Source organism: Streptomyces sp. NPDC051018, assembly GCF_044456085.1.
Classification (GTDB): domain Bacteria; phylum Actinomycetota; class Actinomycetes; order Streptomycetales; family Streptomycetaceae; genus Streptomyces.
In genome coordinates, this window is sequence record NZ_JBITFN010000019.1 from 14,613 (window position 1) to 40,720 (window position 26,108).

A 26,108-nucleotide genomic window follows, 5' to 3' on the forward strand; every position below is an offset into this window, starting at 1 on the left:
GGGTCGTGGCCCTGTCGCTGCCCGCTCCCTGGGACGAAAAACGGCGTGAAGCGCGTCGGCGAGGGAGAAAAGGACGGGCGGACGGGTGATCACTACCCATCGGTAAGGCCCGTCGCGGGGGTACCGGGACCGCTCCGGGAGATGTACGCGGCGGGGGCGCGGGCATCCCGTCCGCCCGGCGGCTCGGGCGGATCACGGGAAAACCCCGGTCCGGCGCGTACGGGGGAAGCGCGTCGGACCGGGGTGCTCCGGTGCCCCGCCGGGGGCGGGTGCGTGCCGCGGACAGGTGCCGTGCCGCGGACAGGTGCCCCGCCGGGGGACGGGGCTCCGTGCTCCGGGCGGGTGCCTGTGCGGTCGGCGGATGCCGTGCGGAGTGCGGGGTCAGCTCAGGTGGAGCTGCTGGCCCGGGTAGATGACATCGGCGTCGTCCACGATGTCCTTGTTCAGCTCGAACAGCTTCTGCCAGCCGCCGTCGACGTTCTTCGCCTCGGCGATCTTGCTCAGGGTGTCGCCGGCCTTGACCTCGTACTCGCCGTCACCCTTCTGGAAGCCCTTGGCCTTGGCGGCGGGCTTCGGGGACTCCTGCTGCTGCGCCGGGGCGTGGGAGCGCTCGGAGCGGGTGGTCGGGGCCTCGGCGCGCTTCTGCGCGGGCTTCGACTGCTGGTGGGACTGGGACTGGGACTGCGACTGGGACTGCTGCGAGGAGCCGGAGCTGGAGGAGCCCGTGTACGCGGAGTTGGACAGGCCCACACCACAGCTCGGCCAGGCACCCTTGCCCTGGCCCGCGAGGACCTTCTCGGCGATCTCGATCTGCTGCGACTTGGACGCCTGGTGGGCGTTGGGGGCGTACGCGGTCCCGCCGAACGCGGCCCAGGTGGAGGACGAGAACTGGAGGCCGCCGTAGTAACCGTTGCCGGTGTTGATGGACCAGTTGCCGCCGGACTCGCACTGGGCGACCCGGTCCCACTCGGAGGCGGTGGCGGCGGAGGCGGAGGTGGCGCCGATCAGCGGTGCGGCGACGGCGGCACCGGTGATGCCGGCGAACGCGACGATCTTGGCGGCCTTGGACGGGCGGCGGTGCTTGCCCTTGCTGGAAAACAGCATGGAACGATCTCCTCACCGACGCCTGCGAGGTGAGCTGTCGGGTTCGGGCCAAGTGAGTTGCCCGGCCGCGCGTCCTGGCGCGCGGCTTCACCCCGAGCCGGGTGCCCGTCGTTCATCCTCGACGGACGGGTCCGGCACTTACCTTGGGTCCCCCGCTCCTGCCTTCGGCGCTCTGAGCGACGACTGTTCCCCCCGACCGACGGCAGGATTCGGCGTGACGGTCGACGGTGCCCGCGGTGGCGAGCGGTTCAGACCGTAGGCACACCTGTCCCGGATGTTCAAAGAGGCCCATCAGGGAAAAACCGCCCATCCCGCCACTGCCACAACCCGCGTTTCCGCAGGTCGAGTACGGAATGAAACATTCCGCCGGACGGGATGGGCCGGATTCGGCAAAGAGACCCATGTCTCACTTGCGCAGAATCGGACAAAGAGGTGTGAACCGGGGCGCGATTTCCGGGTGGATTCCCGCTACTCCGAGCCCAGTTCAAGGCTCTGACCGGGAAGGATGAGGTCCGGATCGGCGCCGACGGTCTCCCGGTTGGTCTCGTAGAGCGCGGGCCAGCCGCCCTCCAGCTTCTTCTCCTCCGCGATGGCCCAGAGGTTGTCGCCGGGCTTGACCGTGTAGGTGAGGGGCGGGACCTCCGCGGCGCCGGTACCGCCCGTCTGCTTCTGGTCGTTGGCGCCGGGGCGGGCCGCGGAGTCGCTCCGCGAGGCGCGATCGCCGTCCGTTCCACGGCTCTTGTCCGCACCACCCGGGCCGGTGGGCGCGGTGGGGTCGGCCGGGTCGGCGGAGGAGGAGCCGGTCGCCTCGGGCGCGGGCTCGGCGCCGGGCGTACCGCTGCCCGCGCTGCCGCCGCCGGGCGCGGCCGGGGCCGTCGCCCCCGGTGCGGGCGTCTTCTTTCCCGGTGCCTTCGCCCCGGGCGCCTTCTGCTCTCCGGGGGCCTTCTGCCCGGGAGCCGGGGTGCCGGAGGGAGCGCCGGACGGGGTACCGGAGGGTGCGGGCGCGGGCCCGGGGTCGACCGCCGCCCCCGTATCGGTGCCACCGGGCGCCAGCCCCGCGAGCGTGCCGCACGACGGCCACGCCTGGGGACCCTGCGCGGCAAGGACCTTCTCCGCGACGGCTATCTGCTGGGAGCGGCTGGCGAGATCGGGCCGGGCCGCGTACTCCGTACCGCCGAAGTCCTCCCAGACCTGCTGGGAGAACTGGAGTCCGCCGTAGTAGCCGTTGCCGGTGTTCGCGCTCCACAGGCCCGCGCTCTCGCACTCCGCGACCCGGTCCCACACCGCCCCGTCGACCGCGGACGCCGAGCCCGCGCCGAGGAGGGGGATCGCGATGGCGGATCCCGTCACCCCCGCGGCGACGACGATGGCAGGGGCCTGACGGGGACGGCGATGGCGACCATTTCCGGAGAGCATGCAGTTGCCTTTCACGTGACACCCGGGACGGGGGTGAAAGGTAGCGGCACCCGAACGTCTGTCACAAGTCGATGATGTGCAGATCACGCCCGAGTCACGGAATTGACTTTCCGTCAGTTGTATCGGTTCGCGAACTCCACGGGCAGGGTGCGCAGTCCACGCATGATCAGGCCGCCACGCCAGCGCAAATCCGCCGGATCCCCCGTCAGCCTCAGGTCGGGCAGCCGCCGCAGCAGGGTCGCGATCGCCGTCTGCCCCTCCAGCCGGGCCAGGGGCGCGCCCAGACAGTAGTGGATGCCGTGCCCGTATCCGAGGTGCTGATTGTCACTCCGGGAGAGGTCGAGGACATCGGGCCGGCCGAACTTCTCCGGGTCGCGGTCGGCCGCCGCCAGCACGACCAGTACGGGATCACCCGCGGCGATCTCCCGGCCGCCGATGGTCAGCGCCTCCGTCGCGAAGCGCCAGGTCGCCATCTCGACGGGCCCGTCGTAGCGCAGCAGTTCCTCCACCGCCGTCTCCAGCAGACCGGCCTCCCCCGCGTCGAGGGACGCCTGGAGACGGGCTCGCTGCTCCGGGTGGCGAAGTAGGGCATAGACGCCATTTCCAATGAGGTTCACGGTCGTCTCAAAACCGGCGAAGAGGAGGATAAAGGCCATGGCTGCGGCCTCGTTCTCCGTCAGATGCTCCCCATGGTCGCTCGCCCGGATCAGCCCGGAGATCAGATCGTCCCCCGGGGACTCGCGCTTGCGGTGGATCAGCTCCGCCAGATAACCGCGCATCTTCTTCACCGACCGGGCCACCCCGCCCCGCGGTCCCCCGCCGTGCCGGATCATCATTCCCGCCCAGTCCCGGAAGTCGTCCTGGTCCTCGGGCGGTACGCCGAGCAGATCGCAGATGGCGTAGATGGGCAGCGGGAAGGCGAACTCATGGATGAGATCGGCGCTCCCCCGCCCGGCGAAGCCGTCGATGAGCCGGTCCGTCAGCTCCTGGACCCGCGGGGCGAATTCCGCGACCCGCCGGGGTGTGAACGCCTTGGACACCAGCCGCCGCAGCCGGGTGTGGTCGGGCGGGTCGATGTTCAGCAGATGCGTCATCAGCTCCGCCTTGCGCTCCCCCGGGATGCCGGTGCGGCCCCGGGCGTGGGCGGGCTCGTCATGGTGGACGGGGTTCTTCGACAGCCGCTGGTCGGCGAGGGCCTGCCGGGCGTCGGCGTAACGGGTGACGAGCCATGCCTCCACACCGCTGGGGAGCGTGGTCCGGTGGACCGGCGCGTGTTCCCTCAGCCAGGCGTAGGCGGGGTACGGATCGGTGGCGAACTCCCAGGTGAAGAGTTCGGGGGCGGGGTGGGGCGCGGGGGTGCGGCTGCTCACCCCCCGACGTTACCCGTCGGCCCGGGGGCGGGGTGGCGGGGTGGCCGGGGGCGGGGTGACCGGGCCCGCGCCCCGGGCAACCGGACCCGGTGCGTAGGCCCCCGCCCTGAGCGGCCGGCCGTACCTGCCCGGCCCTGGTCAGCACGGTGACCCCGGCTGCCCGGCTTGCCCCGGGGTCCCGCGCCCGACTCACCGCGCCCTCGCCCCAGGAAACCGCACCTGGTACGTACGCCTCCGCCGAGAGCGGCCGGCCGTACCTGCCCGGCCCTGATCAGCACGGTAACCCCGGCGCTCCCCACTGCCCGAGGGCCCCGCGCCCGCGCCCCGGGCAACCGGACCTGGTGAATATGCCCCCGCCGAGAGCGGCCGGCCGTACCTGCCCGGCCCTGGTCAGCACGGTAACCCCGGCGCTCCCGACTGCCCGGAGGCCCCGCGCCCGACTCAGCGGGCCCGTACCCCGGGCAGCGTGAGGCCGGTGGCCCCGCGGTCCGGTGGCCCCACCGGCGGCTGGGCCTCGCGGGCCGGCCAGGCCCGTCAGTCGCCGTGGCCCTCCGCCGTGCGGATCGCGTCGCGGTACGCGCGGGCCGCCGTACGCAGCGCCGCCTCCGGGTCGGTGCCGGACGACTCCGCCTCCATCGCGAGGGCGAGCAGGTCGTACCCGACGCCCGCCCCGGACGGGAGCGGTACGTCCAGTCCCGCCGTACGGACCCGGGACGCGAGCTTCGCCACGAGCGCCAGGCCGGGCTGACCGAGCGGCACCCCGTCCGTCACCGAGTCGCGCTGCTTCTCGACCGCCTTGGTGCGGAGCCAGATCTGCCGGACGTCCTCCGGGGTCTCGGCCTTCTCGTCGCCGAAGACATGGGGATGCCGGTGGATCAGCTTCTCCACGATCGTCGCGGCGACGTCGTCGACCGAGAACGGATCCTCCTCGTCCTCCTCCGCGATCCGGGCGTGGAAGACGACCTGGAGCAGGACGTCACCCAGTTCCTCGCGCAGTTCGTCGCGGTCGCCGTCCTCGATGGCCTCGACGAGTTCGTACGCCTCCTCGATGCCGTACTTCGCCAGCGCCCGGTGCGTGGGTACGGAGGACCAGGGGCACTCGGCGCGGATGCGGTCCATGACCTGGACGACGTCGAGCAGCCGGGCCCCCGGGAGGTCGTACGAGCCGGGCAGCAGCTCCAGGTCGGGTATCCGGACCCGGCCGGAGCCCGCGAGGCGGGCGAGCCCGTCGGTCAGGGACCGGTCGCCCTCGCCCGTGGTGACGACCACGACGGTCGCGCCCCCGGAGCAGGCGTCGACCAGTTCCCCCGCGGTGGGCGCGGCGATCTCCACGGTGACCCCGGCCTCGCGCAGATACGGCAGCTGCGGATGGGAGGCGTCCGCGCACAGGACCCGGTCGGCCGCGTGCAGCGTCTGCCAGGCGGGCCAGGACAGCAGCCCCGGCGCGACGCGGTGGCTGGCGGTCAGCAGGACGATACGGCCGTCGGGAGCGGAGGAAGAGGTGGTCACCCCTCGAACCTACCCCGCGGCCCGCCCCGCCGGACTCCGCAGGCCGGGCGGACGCGGCACGGAGAACCGGGCCCGCGGGCGGGGCCGAGAACCGGATGCCGGCGTGGCGGGCGGGGGCGGGACGGAGAACCGGCCCCGGGACGGAGAACCGGGCGCCGGGGGCGGGCGGCTCGGGACCGGGGGCCGGGCGGGGCCCGTCAGGCGCCGGCGGAGGCGGGCTCCTGGGGCTTGGTGACCTGGCTGATCCACGGGGCCTTGTAGTCGCCCAGCTCCAGCTTCTGGTTGTCCCAGGCGCCGAAGCGCGGGTTGACGTCGATGTCGAGGGACTTGGCGGCGGTGGTGAACGCCTCGTTCAGCTTCTGCCGGCCCTCGGCCTCGTCGGCCGCGCTGATGGAGCGGGCGAGCTTGTCGATGAGGATGTCCCGCCGGATGACGGAGTCGAGCTGGTCGGGGGCGACCCCGCGCTGCTGGAGGTACATCGAGGCGAGCTGCTCCTCACCGCCCGCCTGGCGTACCAGCGCGGTCCGGGCCGCCTGCATGTCCTTGCGGCTGACGGTCACGTCCGCGTTGTCGGCGGCGCGCTGGACGACCCTGTTCACAATCAGGTCGTACAGCTTGGCCCGGCTGATCTGCCCGCTGTTCTTGATCAGCTCGGCGGCCTCCGGGGACTTCTCCTGCGCGGTGCGCACCTGCTTGACCGCTCCCTGGACCGTGGACACCTCGATCCGCTCCCCGCCGACGACGGCGGCCGCGCCGGGGTGGGCCTGGTCACTGCAGGCGCTGAGAAGGGGCGCGGCCAGGAGCAGCGCGGTGGAGACGATGATCGCGGTGCGACGGCGGCGGTGCAAAGGAGCCTCCCGGCGTGATTGTGCGGTGGTTCACAAAGCCCTGAGGTGATGATGTTAGGCAGTGGAGGGTGGTCCGGGCCACTACTTCGCCGTCACTGATTCGGTCAATGATCCGTAGGCCCGGTTCGATTCGTACGCGCCGGTCCGATCCGGCCACCGGGATATCCGTGCCCGGCGCGGCCGTTCCGGTGGAAGGTGCGGAAGAACACAGTCCGCCCGCCCGGGGGCAGGGCGCACGGCACAGGACGGATGCCTGGAATGCCCGCCTCCGCGTGCGGCCGGTCCAGAACCTCCGCGGCCATCGGGTGCTTCCCGTCACTCCCTCGCCGCTCCCCGCCGCTCCCGGCCGCCGAAAAGGCGCTCCCGCACCGCGGGTAACACGCCCACCACCGTTATCCCTCTTCATGTTGCTGCACTCAACAGTTAGTCTTTTGGCCGGTTCGCCGTGACCGGCCAGAGTTTCCGCGGCCGAACAAGTGGACCGGCCCGTGGGATTCGTGATCTCGATCACGGCCACGGGCGAAGGGAAACCCTTCGCCGGAAATGACGGGCGGCCGGGTATTTCGCACTCGGCAGAGACGGCAAAGAGACCGCATGACATCGCTCGTTCACCGCGAGGGCCGGCGCCTTCCCCCCGCGGACACCGCCGGCCGGGCCCCCTCGGGGTCCACGGGCCGGCACCGTCCGCCACAGGCGCCGTCCGCCCCGCACGCATACGGGGAAACACAGGCCGCCGCACGGGCAACCCGGGCAGTCGCGGGGGAAACACCGGCCGCCACCGGGGCGACCCGGGCCACCGTGGGGACACGGACCGCCAGGGGCACCCGGCCCGCGGACCGCGTCGCACGGTGCTCGCGCCCCATGGCACGCCCACCGCTGCCACGGAGCGGACACACGGACCACGGTCAACCGGACCGGTACGCGGGCCACGTTCGACCCGGCCGGCACGCGGGCCACGGTCAACCGGACCGACACACGACAACGGGCATATCCGGCCCGATCGGGAGAACTGAATGAAAGACGCCGCGTACAACGGCCCCAGCCGCAGAACGCTCATCAAAGCGACCGGCATCGCCGCGCTGGCCACCGGAGGCTCCTGGGCCCTGGAGGGGCGCTCCGCCGCCGCAGTGACCAGCGGACTGCCGTTCCAGTTCAAGACCGGTGGCTACACCTGCGTCACGGACGTCCCCGAGGAGATGCAGCCGTGGCGCGACCACACGGCGCTGCGGGTCGACACCGGACCGCATGACGCCGAGGGCGTGCGGATGCACCTGGTGAACGGCAGGCAGTACGACCACCCGGTCAGCCAGATCCAGTACGGCCTCCAGAACGTCACCAGCTACCGGCAGACCCAGGACGACTTCTACCTCAAGAGGGCCCAGGCGCAGGCCAAGCGGCTGATCGACCGCAAGGTCAGGGCGCGCGCCGCCTGGTGGTTCCCCTACCCCTTCGACTGGTCCTCCGGCGCGCACAAGGGAGTCGCCTACAAGGCCCCCTGGTACTCGGGGATGGCCCAGGGCGAGGCACTGAGCCTGTTCTCCCAGCTCGCCCTGCTCGACGGTGTGTCCCCGGCCGACAAGGAGCTGTACCGCAAGATCGCCGACGGCGCCTTCGCCTCCCTGCTGGTGGCGGACAACGCCAACCCGTGGGTGGTCGCCAAGGACCGGGCGGGCTACCTGTGGATCCACGAGTACCCGAAGAACAAGCCGACCGTCTCGGACTTCACGTACAACGGCTTCATGTTCGCGGCGCTCGGGCTGTGGGACTACCACAAGATGACCGGTAATCCGCTCGCGGAGAAACTCTTCGACGGTTCGCTGACGACGCTCCTCGCGTACTACCCCAATATGCGGAACACCAACTGGATGTCGGACTACTGCCTGACCCACGGTGTTCCGAACGCGAAATACCACGGGGTGCACGTCAAGCTGATGCGGCAGCTGCACTGGCTCTCCGGCAGCAGGAAGTCCGCCCATGTCTCCGACATGCTGATGGACGACTACCCGCATCCCGCGCTGGGTTCGCCGGGTGGCCAGATCGCTCTGGCCGGAGGTCAGCACACCTTCTACAAGTTCGGCCCCACGGGCGCGATCACGGCGACGAAGAAGCTCACGTTCAACAAGCCCACCTCGGCGCCCGCCTCCCAGCGGATCCGTATCCAGGGGCGCGGGATCCACTACCAGATCAGCGCGGGCACGGCCAAGGGCTGGTACACGCCCGAGGCGTACCCCAAGGCGTATCTGCGGGGCGAGTGGTTCGCGTCGGTCTACCGCCCGACCCGGGTGGCCACCTTCCCCGCCGCCGTCAGCATCGGCTGTATCAAGGTGGCGGAGAACGGCGACGTCCTGGCGACGAAGACCGTGCGGTTCGCGAAGGCGTCCACCGCGCCCTTCGACCGCAGGGCCGTGGTCAACGGCCGGCCCATGGTGCACATCACGGCGGGATCGCTCACCGACTTCTGGGCGCCCGCCTCACAGATTCTGCCCGACGGACGCTGAGGCCCGCCCGTCACCCGCGGCCGGGTCCCCCGGCCGCGCCGCCGGGTTCCGCGTCGGCCCGTGCCCGTGCCCGTGCTTGTGCCCGTGTCCGCGCTCCTGCGCGGGCGCGGGCGCCGGCCCGGGCTCCGGGCGCAGCATGATCGCCCGGGAGACGACGAAGGTCACCGGTATCGCGGCGGCGGCCGCGATCAGAGGCGCGTACCGGCTGCCGAAGTGGAACACGTCCACCAGCAGATAGACCCCCGTCGTCGTAACGGTGAAGTTCGCCGCGTTCGTCAGCGGGAACAGCAGGAACTTCCGCCAGGTCGGCCGCGTCCGGTAAGTGACGTAGGAGGTCAGGAAGAAGGAGCCGATCATGCTGAGCACAAAAGCGGCCACATGCGCGGCGACGTACGGCAGAGCGTTCAGCAGGACCAGGTAGACGCCGTAGTACGTACCGGTGTTGACCGCACCCACCAGGGCGAATCTGACCAGCTGGCCCTGGACTGTCATCTTCTCGCCGGCTCCCCTGGCTGGTGAATGTCCCCGTCCCTACCAGGACGCGGGCAGCGTACGTCATGGCCGTATGTCCTGGCCGTACGTCTTGGGCTCGGACTTCCCGTATGCCGTGGGGACGAGCGGGAGCGGCCCCGCGGTTCCTCGGAGCGTTACGTCACCGGGGTACGCCGACGCCGTCGGTCACGGCCTTCGGTCACGGCCCTCGGCCAGAGTGGTCGGCCAGGGCGGTGCGTCACATACGGTCAGGGCCGTCGATCACGGCGGTACGTCACCGACGGAGGCGGTTCCTCAGGGATGGAACCGGCTCTGCCGCTCCAGCGCCCTGCGCAGTTCGACGGGCAGCTGGTGGTAGGGCCCGTACGTCCGCTCGGCGTCGTAGAGCAGGCTCTGCAACTGGTGCCGAGCGCCCGTGTGGTCACCGACCGCCAGCATCAGATTCGCGATGCGGTGGCGGACGTCGAAGGCACGCGCCTGGTCGCCGCCGTTCTCGTAGTACGGCAGCACCGCGCGGTACTCGGCGATGGAGGCGGCCGCCTCACCCAGCTGCTCCAGGCAGTGGGCCGCGTCGTAGCGGAACTGGAGCGTCTGCGGATCGGCCGGGCCCGCCTCGGCCGCCCGGTCGTCCGCCAGCCGCCGCAGCTCGGGCAGCGCGCGGCGGTACTGCCCGTCGTCCATCAGCGTCGTCGCGTACTGCTTGCGCAGGATACGCACGACCGGGGAGCGCTCTCCGTGCTCGGCCGCGGCGGCCGGGAGGATACCGCCGAGGATGTCCACGGCCCGGGCGATGCTGCCCTCGCCGAGCAGGCGCTTGACCTCGTCCACGGCGGCGGCCACATCGGGCCGCCCGGGCGGGGGCGCGACGACCGGGGCGGGCTGGGGGGCGGCCGTGGCCCGGTCCGGCCAGGGCGCGTGCGGGCGCAGAAAGGGGCGGGTGGGGTCGAGCGGCCCGCTGGGGACACCGCGCTGGGGCAGCAGGGGCGCGAGTGACTCGTACACCTCCTGGGCACCCGACGGCCGGTGCTGCGGGTCCTTGGCGAGCAGCCGCAGCACCAGGGCCTCCAGCGGCTCCGGGATGTCGGGGCGCATCCGGCGGACCGGGAGCGGGGCCTCGTACAGATGCCGGTGGAGGACACCGAGGGCGGTGGAGCCCGCGAAGGGCACGTTCCCGCTGAGGAGTTCGTGCATCAGCACCCCGAGGGCGTACAGGTCGGTGTACGGGCCGACCGCGCCGCCCATCGCCTGCTCGGGAGCCATATAGGCGGGGCTGCCGATCGGTGAGCCGGTGTGGGTGAGCCGGGTGGTGTCCGTGTCGATGACGGAGGCGACCCCGAGGTCGAGGACGGTCACCGTGCCGTCGGGCTTGACCATCACATTGCGCGGCTTGAGGTCGCGGTGCACGATCGGCACCGCGTGCACGGCGGCGAGCACCGCGCAGAGCTGGGCGGCGACCGCGACGGTCCACTGCCACGGGTACGGCTCGTGCTCGGCGAAGTGGTCGGCGAGGTCCGCGCCCTCGACGTACTGCATCACGAGATAGAGGTCGTCGTCCGCGCTGCCGGCGTCATGGACGGTGACCAGTCCGGGGTGGGTGACCTGGGCGGTCACCCGGCACTCGCGGACGAAGCGGCGGCGCATCTCGTCGGCGTCGGAGCCGTGGGCCATATGGTCGGGCCGCAGCAGTTTGACCGCCACCCGGCGGTCGAGCCGCCGGTCGTACGCCGTCCAGACCTGGCCCATACCGCCCTGTCCGATGAGAGCGGACAGTTCGTACCGCTCCGAAACGACGCGTCCGTTCACCGACCCTGCTCCTTGCGCAGGTAGTCACTCAGTTCGTCGAGTTCGGCGCGGACCTGGTCGATCCGGGGCTTGTCGGCGGCAGCGGGCGGGGTGGCGGGGCCCGGCGCGGGGGCGTGCGGCACCGGTGCGACCGGGGTGCCCGGGTTCTGGTGCGGGTGGAGCTGAGGCTGAGCGTGCGGCTGGGGGTGGTGCTGCGGCTGGGGCTGGGGCTGGGGAGGCCGGGCGGCGGCCGGGGGCGGGTAGCCGTAACCCGGCGCCGCGGAGGGCTGGGTGGTCTGGTGGGGCGGATACCCGTACCCGTGGTTCGCCGGCGGCGGCCCGAAGCCCCCGGTGACCCCGGGGTTGAACGAGGCCGTCTGCCCCGACCACGCGGCCCGGCGGATGTCGAGATGGCGGATGTCGATGATCAGGTAGTGGACGGCCGACCCGATGGCCAGGCCGAACAGCGACATCAGCACCGCCCAGTCGACGCCGTTGATCGGGTCGTTCCCCTGGGCGCCCCACTCGGAGATCACGATGAGCAGGACGACCGTCAGGATGAAGCTCGCCACGAACAGGACCCAGTCGGATGCCCGCCGCCGGATGGTCGCGACCCGCAGCATGGTGGCCCAGGCGAGCATGCCGCAGCTGAACACCGAGAGGGTCAGGAACACCACGCGGAGCACGATGGCCGCCGCGGTCGACGGTGGACCGGACTGCTGAGGGGCATAGCCGGGGCCGTGCATTCCTGCTCCTGGTGACCTGGGGACGAGGCGAGGTGGGTAGGGACGAGCGTATACACCGATGACGACAACGGCTCAGGGGTTGTGCCCGCCTGTTGCCCGATAGGCCACTCCGGACATGTGAACCCCCGATTCCGCATGTCAGTCCGCTCTTCAGTCCGTTCGGTCCCGCTCAGGCCGTTCGCCGGCCGCGGTTCGGCCGCGGTGCGCCGTCCGGTTGTACGGTGCCGTCCGTGAGGCCGTCGTACAGCCCTTGCACCAACTGCTCACCGAGCCGCCCCGCCAGCCGCAGCGCGTCCTCGAACGCGGCCAGCGCGCGGAAGCGTTCACCGTAGCGCCGCTGGTCTGCCAAAGCCACCCGCGGCAGTTGCAGCCGTCGTACGTCGAGCCGGGTCGCGGTGGAGACATAGCTGCTGGCCTGCCGGGTGTTGGCGGTACCGCGCAGGAACCCGGCCAGGAACCAGGGGTCCAGCGCCTCCGGGTCGGGGCGCAGCAACTGGAGGCTGCGGCCGAGTGCGGCGCCCGCGGTGGCCGCGTCGACCACGCGGACGACGGTGCCGCCGCCGTGGACGGGTACGACGACATCGCCCTCCTGGATGCGGACGGCGTCCTCCTCCGGGCGGGCGGGCGGATCGGGGCGGGCGGGGGCCGGTGCCTGTGCCACGCCCCCGGCCGGGATCCCGGCGACCGTCCCGGCCTCCGCCGTGCCGCCCGTACCCGCGCGGTCACCGGATACGGCGGAGCTCTCCGGGCCCGCGGGCACCTCCTGGAGCACGCCCGACGGCGGTGACCCGGCGAGGACGTCCTGTTCGGTGAGGACTGTCCCCCCTGACGACCCTGACGACCCTGACAACACAGACGACCCAGGCGCCCCGGACGACCCCGGTGATCCAGCCGATCCAGGGGATCCCGGTGATCCGGGTACGGCGGACGCGGTGCCCGCGCGGATCACCAGCGCGCCCGCGCGGGCCAGTTCACCGATGGTGGTCGTCGGCCAGGGTGCGGCCAGGCCGGGGGCCGCCCGTCCCGGCTCGCCGGGTGCGGGGGTGAGTTTCCCGGTGAGCTTGAGGGTGTTTGCCAGCCGGTCCCGTACCCGCTGGAGTTCGTCCGCGTCCCCGCCGGTGGCGGCGGGCGGCACATGGCGGGCCGGGGCCAGGTCCACATCGTCGTCGAGGAGTTCGATGACGGGCACGGCCCGGCTGACCCCGGCGCGGTCCTCCGCCCGGCGGCCCGGGGCCCCGGCCCCGTCGAACGGCTCCCAGGCGTCGAGTACGGCGTTGTGCACGGCCTGCCAGTCGAGCCGGTCACGGCCCCCGCCCGCCCCGGCGAGTTCGGTGGTGTCCACGAAGAGCAGCTCCGGCGACGGGCTGCGCCCCGCGTCCGGCTTGCGCAGCACCCAGAGGTGGAGCGGGATGCCGTAGGGAGGCGCGGCGCCCGCCGGCAGCGCGATGACGGCCCGCAGCGCCCCGCGGCGCAGCAGCCCGGCCCGGATCCGGCGGCCCGAGCGTCGGGACGCGGCGGCGGGCGGCATCAGCAGCACGGCGGTGCCCCCGGGGCGCAGCCGGGCCAGCGCGTGCTGGACCCAGGCGAGTTCGGACTCGGTACGGGCCGGGAAGCCGTACTCCCAGCGCGGGTCGTAGCCCAGCTCCTCGTGTCCCCAGTTGCGTTCGTTGAACGGCGGATGGCACAGCACCGCGTCGGCCGTGACATCGGGGAAGGCGTCGGCGCGCAGGGTGTCGCCGGAGCGGGCGCTCACGGTGGCGTCGCCGCGCAGGGCGAGGCGCAGCGCGGTGAGCGCGGTGAGGCCGGTGTCGGCGTCCTGGGCGCAGAGGACGGCGGGGTGCTCGACGGCGCACAGCAGGGTGCCGGCGCCGGCCGCCGGATCGAGGACGGTACGGCCGGGGCCGCGTACGGCGATGGCGGCCATGAGCGCGGCCGGGCCGGGCGGGGTGGGTGTGTACTGGCGCAGATTCGCGTCCAGGAACCTCCCGAGGAGGAACTCGTACGTCTGCCGGGTGCCCAGTTGCCCGGCCAGTTCACCGGTGGAGCGGAGGAACGGGACGAGGTTCTCCGGGCGGACGCCGGCCGAGCGCCCGGGGCCTGTGAACAGCCTGGCGCGCTCGGTGCGCCCGTCGCCGAAGCGGGAGCCCAGCGCCTGCTCCAGCGCGGTCGGCAGCAGTTCCGCCATGCGCTCGTCGGAGCGGGCGGTCAGCTCCTGCCAGGTGGTCGGCCGGTCCCGTACGAGCAGCAGGGCGCAGCCCGCCTGCACCAGGACGTCGGCGGCGGTGGCGGGGTGGTCGGCGAGCTGCTGCCAGACGCGTTCCCGCAGCGGGACCTCGGCGAGTTTCCCCTGGTCACGAAGCCATCGCTCCACGTCGGTGAGGGCGAAGGACGGACTGGTCTCCGTACCGCCGACGGGTTTGGGGAAGTCGGCGTGGCGCCGCCGCCAGTTGCTGACCGCGGCCCGTCCCACTCCCGCGAGCCGGGCGATCCCGGCCGCGGTCACCTCGCTTGCGCTCTCTGGCACCTGCTGGCCTCCGTGATCATCCGCACCCGCTGCTCGGTAGCCCCCCCGCTGTGTTGCCGATCATACCGATGTTCACCAGAGAGACCCATTCACACTGCATGCAGTGCACAATCACACAACCCATGTTGACTCGGTTCACAGGCTCTGCTCTTATTACCCCCGTCGCTTCACGGGGCCGTTGACAACATCCGGCCCACACACCGTTATGTCCGGGAGAAAACGTCCATGTCCCACTCCATGCAGCAGCCTCAGCCCCCACACGGCGGACCCCAGCAGACCCCCCAGTGGGGCGGGCCCCAGCAGGACCCGCAGTGGGGCGGCTCCGGCCCCTCCCACCGCGCCGATCCGCCGGCGAAGCGCCCCAAGGCCGCGCTGGTGCTGGGCATCATCGCCCTCATCGTCGGTCTGATCCCGTTCCTCTTCTGGATCGGCGGGATCCTCGGTCTGGTCGCCCTGATCGTCGGCCTGTCGGGACGGGCGAAGAACGGCAGGCCGAACAACCCCGTCGGCGCGATCCTCGGTGGCGTCGGCATGGTCTTCGCGGTCGTCGGCGCGGTGTTCACGCTCCAGATCATGGGCGACGCGGTGGACGAGCTGGACCGGTCCGTCAACGAAGCCGCGTCCTCGGCGGAGTCCGACACCGACTCGTTCGACAAGGGCAAGAAGGGCAAGGGGAAAGGCAAGGGCAAGGGTAAGGGGAAGGGCAAGAGCGGGGGCGGCGACAAGGGGTCGGGCGGCGGCGGTGAGGTCTTCGCGGCCGGTGACACCGCCGTCTACGACGACAACCTGAAGGTCACCGTCTCCGCCGCCAGCCCCTACACCCCGAGCGAGTACGCCTCGGGCGTCACGCCGGGCAACAAGGCGTACAAGGTCACCGTGGTCGTCGAGAACGCCGGCCAGGAGAGCTTCGACTCCACGCTGGTCCTCGCCGACGCCCGCGCCGGTGCGGAGGGTGTCACCGCCGAGCAGATCTTCGACGACAAGGTCGGCGGCGGCTTCGACGGCACGATCCTGCCCGGGAAGAAGTCCACGGTGACCTACGCCTTCGACACCCCGGCCACCGCCAAGGACCTCACGGTCGAGGTCACCCCCGACTTCACCCACGACGCGGTGATCTGGGAACTGAAGCTCTGACCGTCCGCCCGGCTCCTCGCACCGCCGCGCACCACCCCACGGAGAACCCGATGCCCGTCACCCCCTCCCGCCGCGGCCGGACCCTCGCCGTCGCCGTCCTCACCGCGGCACTCGCACTCGGTGCCACGGCCTGTCAGGACTCCAAGGGCAGCAAGGAGTCCAAGACCTCCGGTGAGAGCCGGAGTCCGGCCGGTGCCGCGAAGTCCGGTGGCGGGGAGTCCGGCGGCACCGGGAAGGACTCGACCACCCCGGCCGAGGCGTTCCCCGGCAAGTCCGGAGGGGAGATCGCCACCATGGCGGTCAAGGCCACCAAGAGCGCCACCTCCCTCACCCTCGGCATGGACGGCACGTCGTCCGACGGCCCGATGAGAGCCCGGATAGCCATCAGCTCCAAGGGCGACTGTGCGGGGGACATGTCCCCCGGGACGTCCGGCAGGATGGATCTGATCAAGATCGGCGACGTCGCGTACATGCGGTTCGACGAGGCGTTCCTCCGGGCGGAGTCCACAGGGGAGCCCAAGGCGGAAACGGACGCGGTCATCGCCATGATGAAGGGCAAGTGGGTGAAGGCCGGCCTCTCCGAGCCCGATGCCAAGGACATGCTCGAACTCTGTGATCTCGACAAGCTGCTCGGCGAGGTCCTCGGCGACGAGAGCACGATCGCCCGCCGGGCCGGTGAGACCACGGTGAACGGCCGGAAGGCGCTCAAGCTCATCGAGAAGGCCGGCCGGACGACCTACACCATCTATGTCGCCGTGGAGGGGCAGCCCTACATCCTCCGGCTCGACGAGGCGGGCAGTGCGGAGCCGGGCACGATGACCTTCTCCGACTACGACAAGCCGGTCCCGGCGAAGAAACCCCCGGCCGGGGAGATCCTGGACATCGGGTAGCGGGACCAGACGGGCCCGGGGTCGTACGACCCGCCCGGACCCGTCGCCCGACCGTGAAGAAGGCCGCCCCGGGGGAGCGGCCTTCTTCGCGTGCCGCCTCCGGCGGGTGCCGCCCCGGCGGAGTCGGTCCCGGCCGGAAAGAAGCGGCGCGCTGCACCCGTACACCACACGCGCGACGGGAGCGGCGCATCGTTCGCCGCTCGCCCGGCGGAAGGGGCCCTCGATGAGCCCTCCGCCGCACCGGCCGGTCACTCCGGGTCGAGTACGCACCGGAACGCGCGACCGACGGCGGCCGCTGCCCCGCCCGCTCCCCCACTGTTGCTCACCGAATAGAACGATCCATCCAATGGGGACACCCCTCGCCGCGGCTCGCGATGAACAGCCGGCCCGGCGTCAGGGGGCTCGGCACTGGGTGAGCATCGCCCTCTTGTCGGGGGCGGTCACCGGCAGGTCGTACTCCACCGCGACCTGCGCGAACCGCACCGCGTACGCGCACCGCACCTTCTTGTTCGGCGGGAGCCAGGACGCGGGACCCGAATCGCCCTTCCGCCCGTTCGCCGGGCCGTCCACGGGCAGCAGATTCAGCGGGTCGTTCGCGAACCGCCGCCGCTTCTCGTCGCTCCAGCGGGCCGCGCCCAGCTGCCAGCCGTACGACAACGGGACCACATGGTCTATCTGCACGGCCGACGCGTCCCGCTTGCGCCAGTCGATGACCGCGCCGGTGTACGGGTCGTCCAGGGTCATCGCCACGACCACACAGTCCGAGCCCTCGCGGTACCGCAGATCCCGGCCGTCCCGGGCGAGCAGATCATTACGGGTGTCACAGCCGTTACGCGCCAGCGGCACCCCGTCCGCCGTATCCAGCCACGCACTCCCAAAGCGCTCCCGCCCGTAACCGGTCTTGGGCCCGCGCCCCTTGGTCGGCACCGTCTCGATGAGGCGCCGCGCCTCGGCCCGTGCCCCGCCCGTGCCGATGGCACCGAGACCGGGCCGCGTCCCCTCGGGGTTGTCGAGCGGGCTGACACCGCGCGCGTCCGCACTTCCCGCCCCGCCGCCCCCACCGTCCGCCGACGGACCGTCACCCTTCTCGCACCCGGCGAGGAGAACGGCTGTACCGAGCAGGGCGATCGCATACGTTCTGCGGGCCTTACGACTGTTCTTCACCTCCGCAGAGTACTGATGGCAGCGTCCCGGTCACCGCCCCGGGCAGGAGCAGTGCCGGTGCCGCGCGTGGCGATCGAACCGAGCACCCATCAGGGGCGGGGCGGACGAGGCGACGCGTCCAATGTCTGCGGGAGGAGGCAGCACGGTGGGCACCAGGGACGTCGACCTCTTCGACAGGTTGCCGGCCACGCTTGCCATACCTTGGGGCCGAAGGACGGTCCGCAGTCATCGTTGCTCCCTGTCACGTGCTGTGCGGGTGCCTTGAAAAAACTCACGGGCCAGATCGGTGAGATGGTGCTCGTGGCCATAGAGACGCTCCCGGTCGGCCAGGACGCGACCATGGAGAGTAAGGGCCGCATCGAAATCACCGGCAAGGTGGAGGGCGCAGGCGAGGTTGCTCCGGGCGGTAATGGTCTCGGGGTGATCGGGGCCATGGACACGCTCGGAGTCGGCAACTGCCTCGCGGTGAAGACCGATGGCCTTCTGCACCTCACCCAGGTCGCGGTAGGCGGCAGCCAGATTCGCGCGGGCGTTGACGGTGTGTGGGTGGTCGGATCCGTAGACGCGCTGCATGTCGGTCAGGTTCCGCTCGTGCAGATCACGCGCCGCCGCCGACTGGCCCCGTAGGCCATGAAGGTAGGCCAAGTTCGCGCGGGCTGTGAGGGTATCAGGGTGATCAGGACCGTGTAGGCGCTCGTGGTCGGCAAGAAGCTGCTCATGCAGTGGGGCCGCGCTGTCCAGATCGCCTGCGGCCCGGTGAGCGCTGGCGAGGAAGCTGCGCGCGAAGAGAGTGTCCGGGTGGTCGGAGCCCTCCAGGCGCCGGTAGATGGTGACCGCGCGCTGTGCGCAGGATACGGCCGTGGCCGGACTGCCGTCGCCCTGGAGGAATCCGGACGCGGCTACGAGCAGACCGGCGACGCACAGGTCGCCCTCCGCAGGGGTCCGGTCCGTAAGAGCCCGCAGATGGGGCAGGAGCTCGCGCCAGCGGGACCAGCCGGAGATATTGAGCAGAGGGTTCTCCGGCAGGGCACGCTCCAGCATCTCCGTGGCGTATCGGCGGGCCCTGGCGATGGCTTCACCCGTTCGATTGGGATCGGCGGCGTCGGGAGCACGTGCGACTGCCTGGACCAGGGCGTGGACTGCCACGGTCCGGCGGGTCAAGGTGATCATGCTGTAGTCGTGGAGGAGAGCCAGAGCCTCCTCCACGGCGAACGGGTCCTCACTCAGGTCGGTGGGTAGTTCTCGAAGGACGTCGCGTGGCAGCGGAGAGGGGGCCAGCCAGCCGAGCAGGCGCAGCAGATCTCCCGCCAAGGGCTGTTGGTCTGTGATCGCTTGCAGGGAAAAGGTGTAGATGGGCAACTACACGTTGACGCTGGACGGAAGGGATGTGCGAGTCCACTCCCTCCCTGACGCGCAACTGGCCGTCATGGAGTACATCACCGACCTTGTGGCGCGTGCGCCGGAGGCAGCGTCACAGGGCGCCTTGATGGCCAACAAGGCATTTTCCGCAGGCACCGTCGAACGCGCCCTGAACACCCATGGCAGTTGGCACACGGTCATCACCGTCCACGGCGAGCAGGTCAAAATCGCGATCGCCAAGCGCCGTTGGTGGCAGCGACGCCCCTGAGGACCATAACGGTCCCTGGTCCGGCCGCAGACCCGAACTGCGCCGGGGCGGCCCGGACCAGGAGCAGTCGTCAGCCGGACAGGATCGTCGTCAGGAACTCGCCCGTCCACGACAGCAGTTCCCGGCCCACCACCGGCTTGCCGCCGATCTTGGCTGCCGCCGGGCGGGGCACGAGGATCTGGTGGGCCGCGGGCTTGATGACCGTACGGGGATACAGACGCTTCAGGCGCAGTTCCTGGGACTCCCTCAGCTCCACCGGTGCGAAGCGGATGTTCGAGCCCTGGAGCACGATCTCGGAGACCCCGCAGGCGCGGGCCAGCATGCGCAGCCCCGCGACCAGCAGCAGGTTCTCCACCGGCTCGGGGAGCTTGCCGTAGCGGTCGGTCAGCTCCTCGCGTACCGCCTTGATGTCCTCCTCGGTGTTCACGGAGGCGATCGCACGGTACGCCTGGAGGCGCAGCCGCTCGCCCGGCGCGTAGTCGTGGGGGACGTGCGCGTCGACGGGGAGCTCGATCTTGACCTCCAGCGGGGGCTCCTCCACCACTCCGCCGTCGATGGAGGCGCGGTAGTCGGCGACCGCCTCGCCGACCATGCGGACGTACAGGTCGAAGCCGACGCCCGCGATATGGCCGGACTGCTCGCCGCCGAGGAGGTTGCCCGCGCCGCGGATCTCCAGGTCCTTCATGGCGACGTACATGCCCGCGCCCATCTCGGTGTGCTGGGCGATGGTCGCGAGGCGCTCGTGCGCGGTCTCCGTCAGCGGCTTCTCCGGCGGGTACAGGAAGTAGGCGTAACCGCGCTCACGGCCCCGGCCGACCCGGCCGCGCAGCTGGTGGAGCTGGGAGAGGCCGAAGTTGTCACCGCGCTCGACGATCAGGGTGTTGGCGTTGGAGATGTCGATGCCCGACTCGACGATCGTGGTGGAGACGAGGACGTCGAACTTCTTCTCCCAGAAGTCGACGACGACCTGTTCGAGCGCGTTCTCCGACATCTGGCCGTGGGCGGTGGCGATACGGGCTTCGGGGACGATGTTCCGCAGCCGGGCCGCCGCGCGGTCGATGGACTCGACCCGGTTGTGGATGTAGAAGACCTGGCCCTCTCGCAGCAGTTCACGGCGGATGGCCGCGCCGATCTGCTTCTCCTCGTAGGGGCCGACGAAGGTGAGGACCGGGTGGCGCTCCTCCGGCGGGGTGGTGATCGTCGACATCTCGCGGATGCCGGTGACCGCCATCTCCAGGGTGCGCGGGATCGGGGTGGCGGACATGGTGAGCACATCCACATTGGCGCGCAGCTTCTTCAGCTGCTCCTTGTGCTCGACGCCGAAGCGCTGCTCCTCGTCGACGACGACCAGTCCGAGGTCCTTGAACTTCGTCTCGGACGAGAACAGCCGGTGGGTGCCGATGACGATGTCGACCGCGCCCTCGCGCAGCCCCTCCAGGGTGGACTTCGCCTCCGTGTCGGACTGGAAGCGGGACAGCGCCCGGACGTTGACCGGGAACTGGGAGTAGCGCTCGGAGAAGGTGCCGAAGTGCTGCTGCACCAGCAGGGTCGTCGGTACGAGGACCGCGACCTGCTTGCCGTCCTGGACCGCCTTGAACGCCGCCCGGACGGCGATCTCGGTCTTGCCGTAGCCGACGTCGCCGCAGATCAGCCGGTCCATGGGGACCGTCTTCTCCATGTCCTCCTTGACCTCGGCGATGGTGGAGAGCTGGTCGGGGGTCTCCGCGTACGGGAACGCGTCCTCCAGCTCCCGCTGCCAGGGCGTGTCCGGGCCGAAGGCGTGACCCGGAGCTGCCATCCGGGCCGAGTAGAGCTTGATCAGATCGGCGGCGATCTCCTTGACCGCCTTCTTCGCGCGCGCCTTCGTCTTCGTCCAGTCCGCGCCGCCGAGGCGGTGCAGGGTGGGCGCCTCGCCGCCGACGTACTTGGTGATCTGCTCCAGCTGATCGGTGGGGATGTAGAGCCGGTCGCCGGGCTGGCCGCGCTTGGCGGGGGCGTACTCGACGACGAGGTACTCGCGGGTCGCGTTCTGAACCGTCCGCTGGACCATTTCGATGTAGCGGCCGACGCCGTGCTGCTCGTGGACGATGTAGTCGCCGGTCTCCAGGGTGAGCGGGTCGATCGTCTTGCGGCGGCGGGTGGGCATCCGCTGGCCGTCCTTGCCGGCCGCCTTCTGGCCGGACAGATCGGTCTCCGTGAGCACGGCGAGCCGCAGCGCCGGGTCGATGAAGCCGTAGTCGATCGAGCCGGTCGCCACATGGACGATGGACGGCGAGATGTCCGCGAGGCCGGGGTCCAGCCGGGCGGGGATGCCCTCACCGCCGAGCACCTCGACGGTACGGGTGGCGGGGCCGTGGGCCTCGGTCACATAGACCGTCTGCCAGCCGTTCGCGAGCCAGCCCTTGGTGTCGGCGAGAGCGCGGGCGGTGTCGCCGCGGTAGGACTCCGGGGCGTGCATGCCGAGCTTGAGGGTGTCGTCGCCGACGATGTCGTCCGGCAGCCCGCCATCGGCGCCGAACCCCGTCCCTGTCCCCGTCCCTGTCCCGGCTCCTGCTCCCGTTCCGATCCCGGTTCCGGGTGCGGTTGCGATGTCGGTGGCGCCGGAGGCGAACGGGGAGACCGACCACCACATCATCTCCAGTTCGCGGGCCCGGTCCCGTACGTCCGCGATACCCCACAGCGAGGCCGCGCCGACATCGATGGGGGCCTCTCCCCCGCCCGCCGTCGCGGCCCAGGAGGCATGCAGGAACTCCTGGCTGGTGGCCACCAGGTCCGCCGCCCTCGTACGGACCCGCTCCGGGTCGCACACCACGGCCATCGACCCCCGGGGCAGTACGTCGATGAGCAGCTCCATGTCGTCGACGAGCACCGGCGCGAGGGACTCCATCCCCTCGACGGCGATGCCCTCGGCGATCTTGCCGAGCAGTTCGCCCAGCTCGGGGTGGGCCTCTGCGAGCGCGGCGGCCCGCTCCCGCACCTCGGGCGTCAGCAGCAGCTCACGGCAGGGCGGGGCCCACAGTCCGTGCTCGGCGATCTCCAGAGAGCGCTGGTCCGCGATCTTGAAGTACCGGATCTCCTCGACGTCGTCGCCCCAGAACTCCACCCTCAGCGGATGTTCCTCGGTGGGCGGGAAGACATCCAGGATGCCGCCGCGCACGGCGAACTCGCCGCGCTTCTCGACCAGCTCGACCCGGGAGTACGCGGCTGCCGCGAGCGCGTCCACGACCTCGTTCAGATCCGCCTGCCGCCCGGTGCGCAGGGAGACCGGTTCCAGCTCCCCCAGGCCCTTGACCTGCGGTTGCAGTACGGAACGGATCGGCGCGACCACCACGGACACGGGCCCGGCGGCCGGGTCGTCCTTCGAGGGGTGGACGAGCCTGCGCAGCACCGCGAGGCGGCGGCCCACGGTGTCGGAGCGGGGGGAGAGCCGCTCGTGGGGCAGCGTCTCCCAGGACGGGTACTCGGCGATGCCCTCCTCGGGCAGCAGTGAGCGCAGCGCCGCGGCCAGGTCCTCGGCCTCCCGGCCGGTCGCGGTGACGGCGAGGACCGGCCGCCCGCTGTCCCGCGCCAGCGCGGCCACCACGAAGGGCCTCGCGGCGGGCGGTCCGACCAGGTCGACATGCATACGGCCCGCGCCACGGGCAGCGTCCACCGCTTCGGCGAGCGCGGGGTCACGTACGACGGCATCGAGCAGACCGTGCAGGCTCATGAAAACGGTTCCATCCCAGGACGAGGCGGCGAGCGGGCAACGCGAAGGACCCGACACGTTGAACGGGCCGGGGGTCTCCAGCGTACGCCCGCCCCCGCGCTCCCCGCGCGCGGAGCCCCCGGGGGCGGGGGCGTCCTCCGCGGTACGGCCCCGCCCCGCCGACGCCCCTGCCCCGGCGCACCTGTCCCGACCTCGGGGGCCCGGAGGCCAACCCCGCCCCCGGGTGCGCGCACCACACGAAAGAGAACCCCGGGGGCGGCCGATCCCCGCGGTGCGGGTGGCCCCGGGCGGGGGTCCGTCCTCAAACGCCGGACAGGCTGAACATGGCCTCCCCCGGCTCCGAGACGCGAGGAAGTCCAAGGCGCCCGCACCGGACACACGGCCAGGGCAGGCGCGAAGAGGCACCCCGCATCCCGGCTCGGGTAACCCGCACCCAAGGTCCGTCCTCAAACGCCGGACGGGCTGAGAATGGCCGCCCGGCCCCGCGCCGAACCCCAGGAGCATCCACCCCTGGAGACAGCGGGCAGCGACGGAAACGGACCCTCAGCACGGGGTAGCCCCGGCACGGGTCCGTCCTCAAACGCCGGACGGATGGAAGTGGCCGCGCTCGGGACGGAACCCAGGGCGTCCGACCCACAAGAGCCGAGGGAACCGTCAGCGGAGGCTCGCCCCGTAGACGTTGTCGACCGTGATCGTCACCAGCACTCTGCGGTCGGACACCATGACCGACCGGTACTCGTCCCAGTCCGGGTGCTCACCGGCGGCGGCGCGGTAGTAGTCGACCAGCGCCTGGACCTCGGGACCGTGCGGGTCGTCACCGGGCCCAACCACGGTGACCGTGCCCTCGGCGGTCGCCCACTCCCGGCCGTCCTGGCTGGTCACCTCCAGCGCCGCCCGTGGGTCCCGGCGCAGATTGGCGACCTTGGCGGTCCCGTCGGTGGTCGACACCCTGATGACACCGGCCGCCCTGTCGTAGAACGGAAGGACGGGAGAGAGCTGCGGGCGCCCGTCGGACTTGATCGTCGCGAGTACGCCGAGCCGGCTCCGTGCGAGCAGGGCGTGCGGGTCGAAGTGTGTGTCTGCCATGTCGGCCCCAACGGGCGGCCGGAGGCCCCGTATTCCGTCCCGCGCGATCTCGGCGGCCGTTCGGGTGGCGGCCGGGCGATCTCCTACAGCGCGGCCCCCTTCACGGCCTCGACGAATGAATCCCACGCCTCCGTGCCGACCACGACGGTCGGACCGCCCGTCATCTTGCTGTCACGTATGGGGACGAGGGTGTGGGACGCGGTGTATGCGGGGGCCCACTCGACGCACTGCCCGCCGGATGAGCCGCTGTAGGACGAACTGACCCAGTCGATCGCGGTGAATTCGTGCTGACTCATGGTGTGTACTCCTTGTGCACGGCCGTCATCAGAGCTACCGAATCATCTGGTGGCAGGGCATGGGCTCGCAACCGATCAAAGTTCTCCACGGCAGCGCTCACCGTGTCCGGAGAGCGGTAGATCCTGCCGCCCTTGGGGACATCGTCCGCGTACAGCGCCGTCGGGCCATCGTCGAACGCGAGCAGTGTGAACGCCAGTGTGTGCACGGCGGCCGCGCCCGCGGAGAACGGGATCACCTGAAGATCTACTCCGGGCGAGGCGGCCATGGAGATCAGATGCTCCAACTGCCCGGCCATCACCACCGGGCCACCGACCACAGTCCGCAGACAGGATTCGTGGAGGATGACCCACAGCGTCGGCGGCTGCTCCCGCTGTAGGACCTCGTGACGACTCATGCGTGCCGAGACCTTGCCTTGAATCACCTCCGCCGCCTCCCGTGGATGCCCTGCGCGGAAGATGGCTCGCGCGTACTCCTCGGTCTGCAGCATCCCCATGATGCTCGTGGTCGAGAAGTCGAGAATGCGCGCCGCCTTCCACTCCAGTTGCAGGTACGGCACGAACCATGAGGGATGCTCCCCTTCCTCAACTCGACGCAGCAAGCGCGCGAAGAGGCCATGTGTCCCAAACGCGAGATCACATCCGTGAGCGAACTTCTCGCTCGGCATGAGGGCACCCGCCTCGACCTTGCTGACGTATCCGTCGGTGTACCCGGCCGCTCTGCCCAGCTGTTTCTGCGTGAGCTTGCGGCCACGGCGCACTTCTCGGACCTCCAGACCGAAGCGCTCCAGGGGATTCAAACTCTGCCCAGGCTCTGCGTCCCTCATGCGTCCGACCTCCCCAATTGCCATCTCCACCAGGCATCCCATGGGCGCCAGGATTTGAATGATCTCATTCAAAGAAGGCCATTCTACGCCTCGTTGTGTTCACCTGAACACGCACCGCAAGGGCACGACGAGCGAAGGGCGGCTTACGACGATGACCGGCAGAGAACCACCGTTCCAGGCCGAGGGGAACGGTGGGACGCACGCTCTCGGACAGGCCCGCACAGGGCACTCTGCCCTGAACGATCCGGCGGAGGACTCCGAGGTCTACTCCCCCGCGCTCGGGGATGTCGTCAAAGACATCGGGCTCGGCAAGGTCGGGCGGGTCATGGATCGCGTCGGCACCAACTACCAGCTCCGGCCGCTCAATGGCGGACGCGAGTGGGACGCGCCCGCCCGGGATCTGCGTCCCGCCGTCCAGTCCGACGCCATGAGCGACGCCGTCAAGGACGCCAACATTCAAAGCCGTACCCGCATTGGATGGAACGTTCTATTCAACCAGGGAAGCACCTGAGGCCGCCCGCGCCATCGGGCCCGACCGCCCGCCGCCCGCGCCTATTCCCGCAGACAAATCGCCCCGGCGTACCGCTCAGGACCGGTCCACCGGGGCTCGCAGAGCAGCCGACAAGGAGCTGAACCACGTATGCGTGACGCTGTCCGGCATGCCCTCGTCCGGGCACTGGAGCTGGTGCTTCCCTCCCGGGGACGCCATCGGGCCGCCGAGGCCCCGGATGCCGGCCCCGCCGGTGTCCCGGTCGGCCTCTGGGAGCGTCCCTGGCCCACCCCGACGCCGGTGCATGTCATCGAACGCCACGCACCCTTACGGGGCGAGGATGTCCGGCTGACCCGCCCGTACTGCCTGCTGGACCGGACACTCCGGCTGAAGGCCGTCGTCCGGCGGCCACGGAGGCTGGTGTACGTGGCGATCGGCGGGCAGGTCCGGATCCTGAACGGCCTCTACGCGCGGTACGGACAGTTCTCCGTGCCGGCGCGCCGGGGAGCGGCGGGATGAACCTGCGAGGGCTCACCGTTCCCGTACCGCCCGAGCGCTCCGCCCGCTGCCTGCGCTGCTCACGGTCGACCGCCGCGCCC

At 71.1% G+C, this 26,108-nt stretch carries 21 protein-coding genes and 1 riboswitch; of the genes, 6 read left to right on the plus strand and 15 right to left on the minus strand.

The window, feature by feature from the left end:
• Positions 1 to 381: 381 nt before the first annotated feature.
• The 5 genes from ACIBCM_RS27345 to ACIBCM_RS27365 all read right to left on the minus strand — a co-directional run bounded on the left by ACIBCM_RS27345 (position 382) and on the right by ACIBCM_RS27365 (position 6,247).
• Positions 382 to 1,104, minus strand: a complete 723-nt coding sequence (locus ACIBCM_RS27345; protein WP_399247659.1) for a transglycosylase family protein — start codon at positions 1,102 to 1,104, stop codon at positions 382 to 384.
• 4 nt (positions 1,105 to 1,108) lie between these two features.
• Positions 1,109 to 1,284: riboswitch (cyclic di-AMP (ydaO/yuaA leader) on the minus strand.
• Between the two features lie 288 nt (positions 1,285 to 1,572).
• The gene (locus tag ACIBCM_RS27350) at positions 1,573 to 2,520 is read right to left on the minus strand and encodes a transglycosylase family protein (protein ID WP_399247661.1); all 948 of its coding nucleotides are present in this window, start codon (positions 2,518 to 2,520) and stop codon (positions 1,573 to 1,575) included.
• 113 nt (positions 2,521 to 2,633) lie between these two features.
• A complete protein-coding gene (locus tag ACIBCM_RS27355) occupies positions 2,634 to 3,890 on the minus strand; it encodes a cytochrome P450 (RefSeq protein WP_399247663.1) in 1,257 nt (418 codons plus the stop codon).
• A gap of 534 nt (positions 3,891 to 4,424) precedes the next feature.
• Positions 4,425 to 5,399 carry a nucleoside triphosphate pyrophosphohydrolase gene (locus tag ACIBCM_RS27360; RefSeq protein ID WP_399247665.1) on the minus strand — a complete coding sequence of 325 codons (975 nt, stop codon included), beginning with the start codon at positions 5,397 to 5,399 and terminating at the stop codon, positions 4,425 to 4,427.
• Positions 5,400 to 5,596: 197 nt separating this feature from the next.
• Positions 5,597 to 6,247, minus strand: a complete 651-nt coding sequence (locus tag ACIBCM_RS27365; RefSeq protein WP_399247667.1) for a SurA N-terminal domain-containing protein — start codon at positions 6,245 to 6,247, stop codon at positions 5,597 to 5,599.
• Between the two features lie 1,013 nt (positions 6,248 to 7,260).
• Between ACIBCM_RS27365 and ACIBCM_RS27370 the strand changes: the two genes are divergently transcribed.
• The gene (locus tag ACIBCM_RS27370) at positions 7,261 to 8,745 is read left to right on the plus strand and encodes a D-glucuronyl C5-epimerase family protein (protein ID WP_399247669.1); all 1,485 of its coding nucleotides are present in this window, start codon (positions 7,261 to 7,263) and stop codon (positions 8,743 to 8,745) included.
• Here ACIBCM_RS27370 and ACIBCM_RS27375 read toward each other — a convergent pair.
• From ACIBCM_RS27375 to ACIBCM_RS27390, 4 genes are all read right to left on the minus strand, one after another.
• A complete protein-coding gene (locus ACIBCM_RS27375) occupies positions 8,719 to 9,237 on the minus strand; it encodes a GtrA family protein (protein ID WP_399247671.1) in 519 nt (172 codons plus the stop codon). The genes ACIBCM_RS27370 and ACIBCM_RS27375 overlap by 27 nt on opposite strands.
• Positions 9,238 to 9,531: 294 nt before the next feature.
• Positions 9,532 to 11,040, minus strand: coding sequence for a protein kinase (locus ACIBCM_RS27380; RefSeq protein ID WP_399247673.1), 1,509 nt, complete (start codon positions 11,038 to 11,040; stop codon positions 9,532 to 9,534).
• On the minus strand, positions 11,037 to 11,765 hold the full coding sequence (locus tag ACIBCM_RS27385) for a hypothetical protein (RefSeq protein WP_399247675.1): 729 nt from the start codon (positions 11,763 to 11,765) through the stop codon (positions 11,037 to 11,039). Before ACIBCM_RS27385 ends, ACIBCM_RS27380 begins: the two co-directional genes overlap by 4 nt.
• 169 nt (positions 11,766 to 11,934) lie before the next feature.
• Positions 11,935 to 14,289, minus strand: a complete 2,355-nt coding sequence (locus ACIBCM_RS27390) for an N-6 DNA methylase (RefSeq protein WP_399247677.1) — start codon at positions 14,287 to 14,289, stop codon at positions 11,935 to 11,937.
• Positions 14,290 to 14,514: 225 nt separating this feature from the next.
• Between ACIBCM_RS27390 and ACIBCM_RS27395 the strand changes: the two genes are divergently transcribed.
• Positions 14,515 to 15,423: a DUF4352 domain-containing protein gene (locus ACIBCM_RS27395; protein ID WP_399247679.1), complete on the plus strand. Its 909-nt coding sequence runs from the start codon at positions 14,515 to 14,517 to the stop codon at positions 15,421 to 15,423.
• Positions 15,424 to 15,473: 50 nt separating this feature from the next.
• Positions 15,474 to 16,313: a hypothetical protein gene (locus ACIBCM_RS27400; protein ID WP_399247681.1), complete on the plus strand. Its 840-nt coding sequence runs from the start codon at positions 15,474 to 15,476 to the stop codon at positions 16,311 to 16,313.
• Between the two features lie 393 nt (positions 16,314 to 16,706).
• Here ACIBCM_RS27400 and ACIBCM_RS27405 read toward each other — a convergent pair whose 3' ends face one another.
• Both ACIBCM_RS27405 and ACIBCM_RS27410 read right to left on the minus strand, forming a co-directional pair.
• Positions 16,707 to 17,477: an HNH endonuclease family protein gene (locus ACIBCM_RS27405; RefSeq protein ID WP_399247683.1), complete on the minus strand. Its 771-nt coding sequence runs from the start codon at positions 17,475 to 17,477 to the stop codon at positions 16,707 to 16,709.
• 225 nt (positions 17,478 to 17,702) lie between these two features.
• Positions 17,703 to 18,836: a tetratricopeptide repeat protein gene (locus ACIBCM_RS27410; protein ID WP_399247685.1), complete on the minus strand. Its 1,134-nt coding sequence runs from the start codon at positions 18,834 to 18,836 to the stop codon at positions 17,703 to 17,705.
• Here ACIBCM_RS27410 and ACIBCM_RS27415 point away from each other — a divergent pair.
• Positions 18,829 to 19,104 (plus strand): hypothetical protein, encoded by a 276-nt coding sequence (locus tag ACIBCM_RS27415; protein WP_399247687.1) that lies wholly within the window; start codon positions 18,829 to 18,831, stop codon positions 19,102 to 19,104. The two genes, ACIBCM_RS27410 and ACIBCM_RS27415, sit on opposite strands and share 8 nt — an antisense overlap.
• A gap of 70 nt (positions 19,105 to 19,174) precedes the next feature.
• On the opposite strand, the gene mfd is transcribed toward ACIBCM_RS27415, so the two are convergent.
• From mfd to ACIBCM_RS27435, 4 genes are all read right to left on the minus strand, one after another.
• Entirely contained in the window at positions 19,175 to 22,813 is a 3,639-nt protein-coding gene (gene mfd / locus ACIBCM_RS27420; protein WP_399247689.1) for a transcription-repair coupling factor, read from the minus strand.
• 654 nt (positions 22,814 to 23,467) lie between these two features.
• Entirely contained in the window at positions 23,468 to 23,899 is a 432-nt protein-coding gene (locus ACIBCM_RS27425) for a PPOX class F420-dependent oxidoreductase (protein ID WP_399247691.1), read from the minus strand.
• Between the two features lie 83 nt (positions 23,900 to 23,982).
• On the minus strand, positions 23,983 to 24,195 hold the full coding sequence (locus tag ACIBCM_RS27430; RefSeq protein ID WP_399247693.1) for a DUF397 domain-containing protein: 213 nt from the start codon (positions 24,193 to 24,195) through the stop codon (positions 23,983 to 23,985).
• Positions 24,192 to 25,019, minus strand: coding sequence for a Scr1 family TA system antitoxin-like transcriptional regulator (locus ACIBCM_RS27435; protein ID WP_399247862.1), 828 nt, complete (start codon positions 25,017 to 25,019; stop codon positions 24,192 to 24,194). The genes ACIBCM_RS27430 and ACIBCM_RS27435 overlap by 4 nt, the downstream gene beginning before the upstream one ends.
• A 151-nt stretch (positions 25,020 to 25,170) precedes the next feature.
• Here ACIBCM_RS27435 and ACIBCM_RS27440 point away from each other — a divergent pair, with 151 nt between their 5' ends.
• Positions 25,171 to 25,530, plus strand: coding sequence for a hypothetical protein (locus ACIBCM_RS27440; protein WP_399247694.1), 360 nt, complete (start codon positions 25,171 to 25,173; stop codon positions 25,528 to 25,530).
• 129 nt (positions 25,531 to 25,659) lie between these two features.
• A complete protein-coding gene (locus tag ACIBCM_RS27445) occupies positions 25,660 to 26,028 on the plus strand; it encodes a hypothetical protein (RefSeq protein WP_399247696.1) in 369 nt (122 codons plus the stop codon).
• The last annotated feature ends 80 nt before the right edge of the window (positions 26,029 to 26,108 follow it).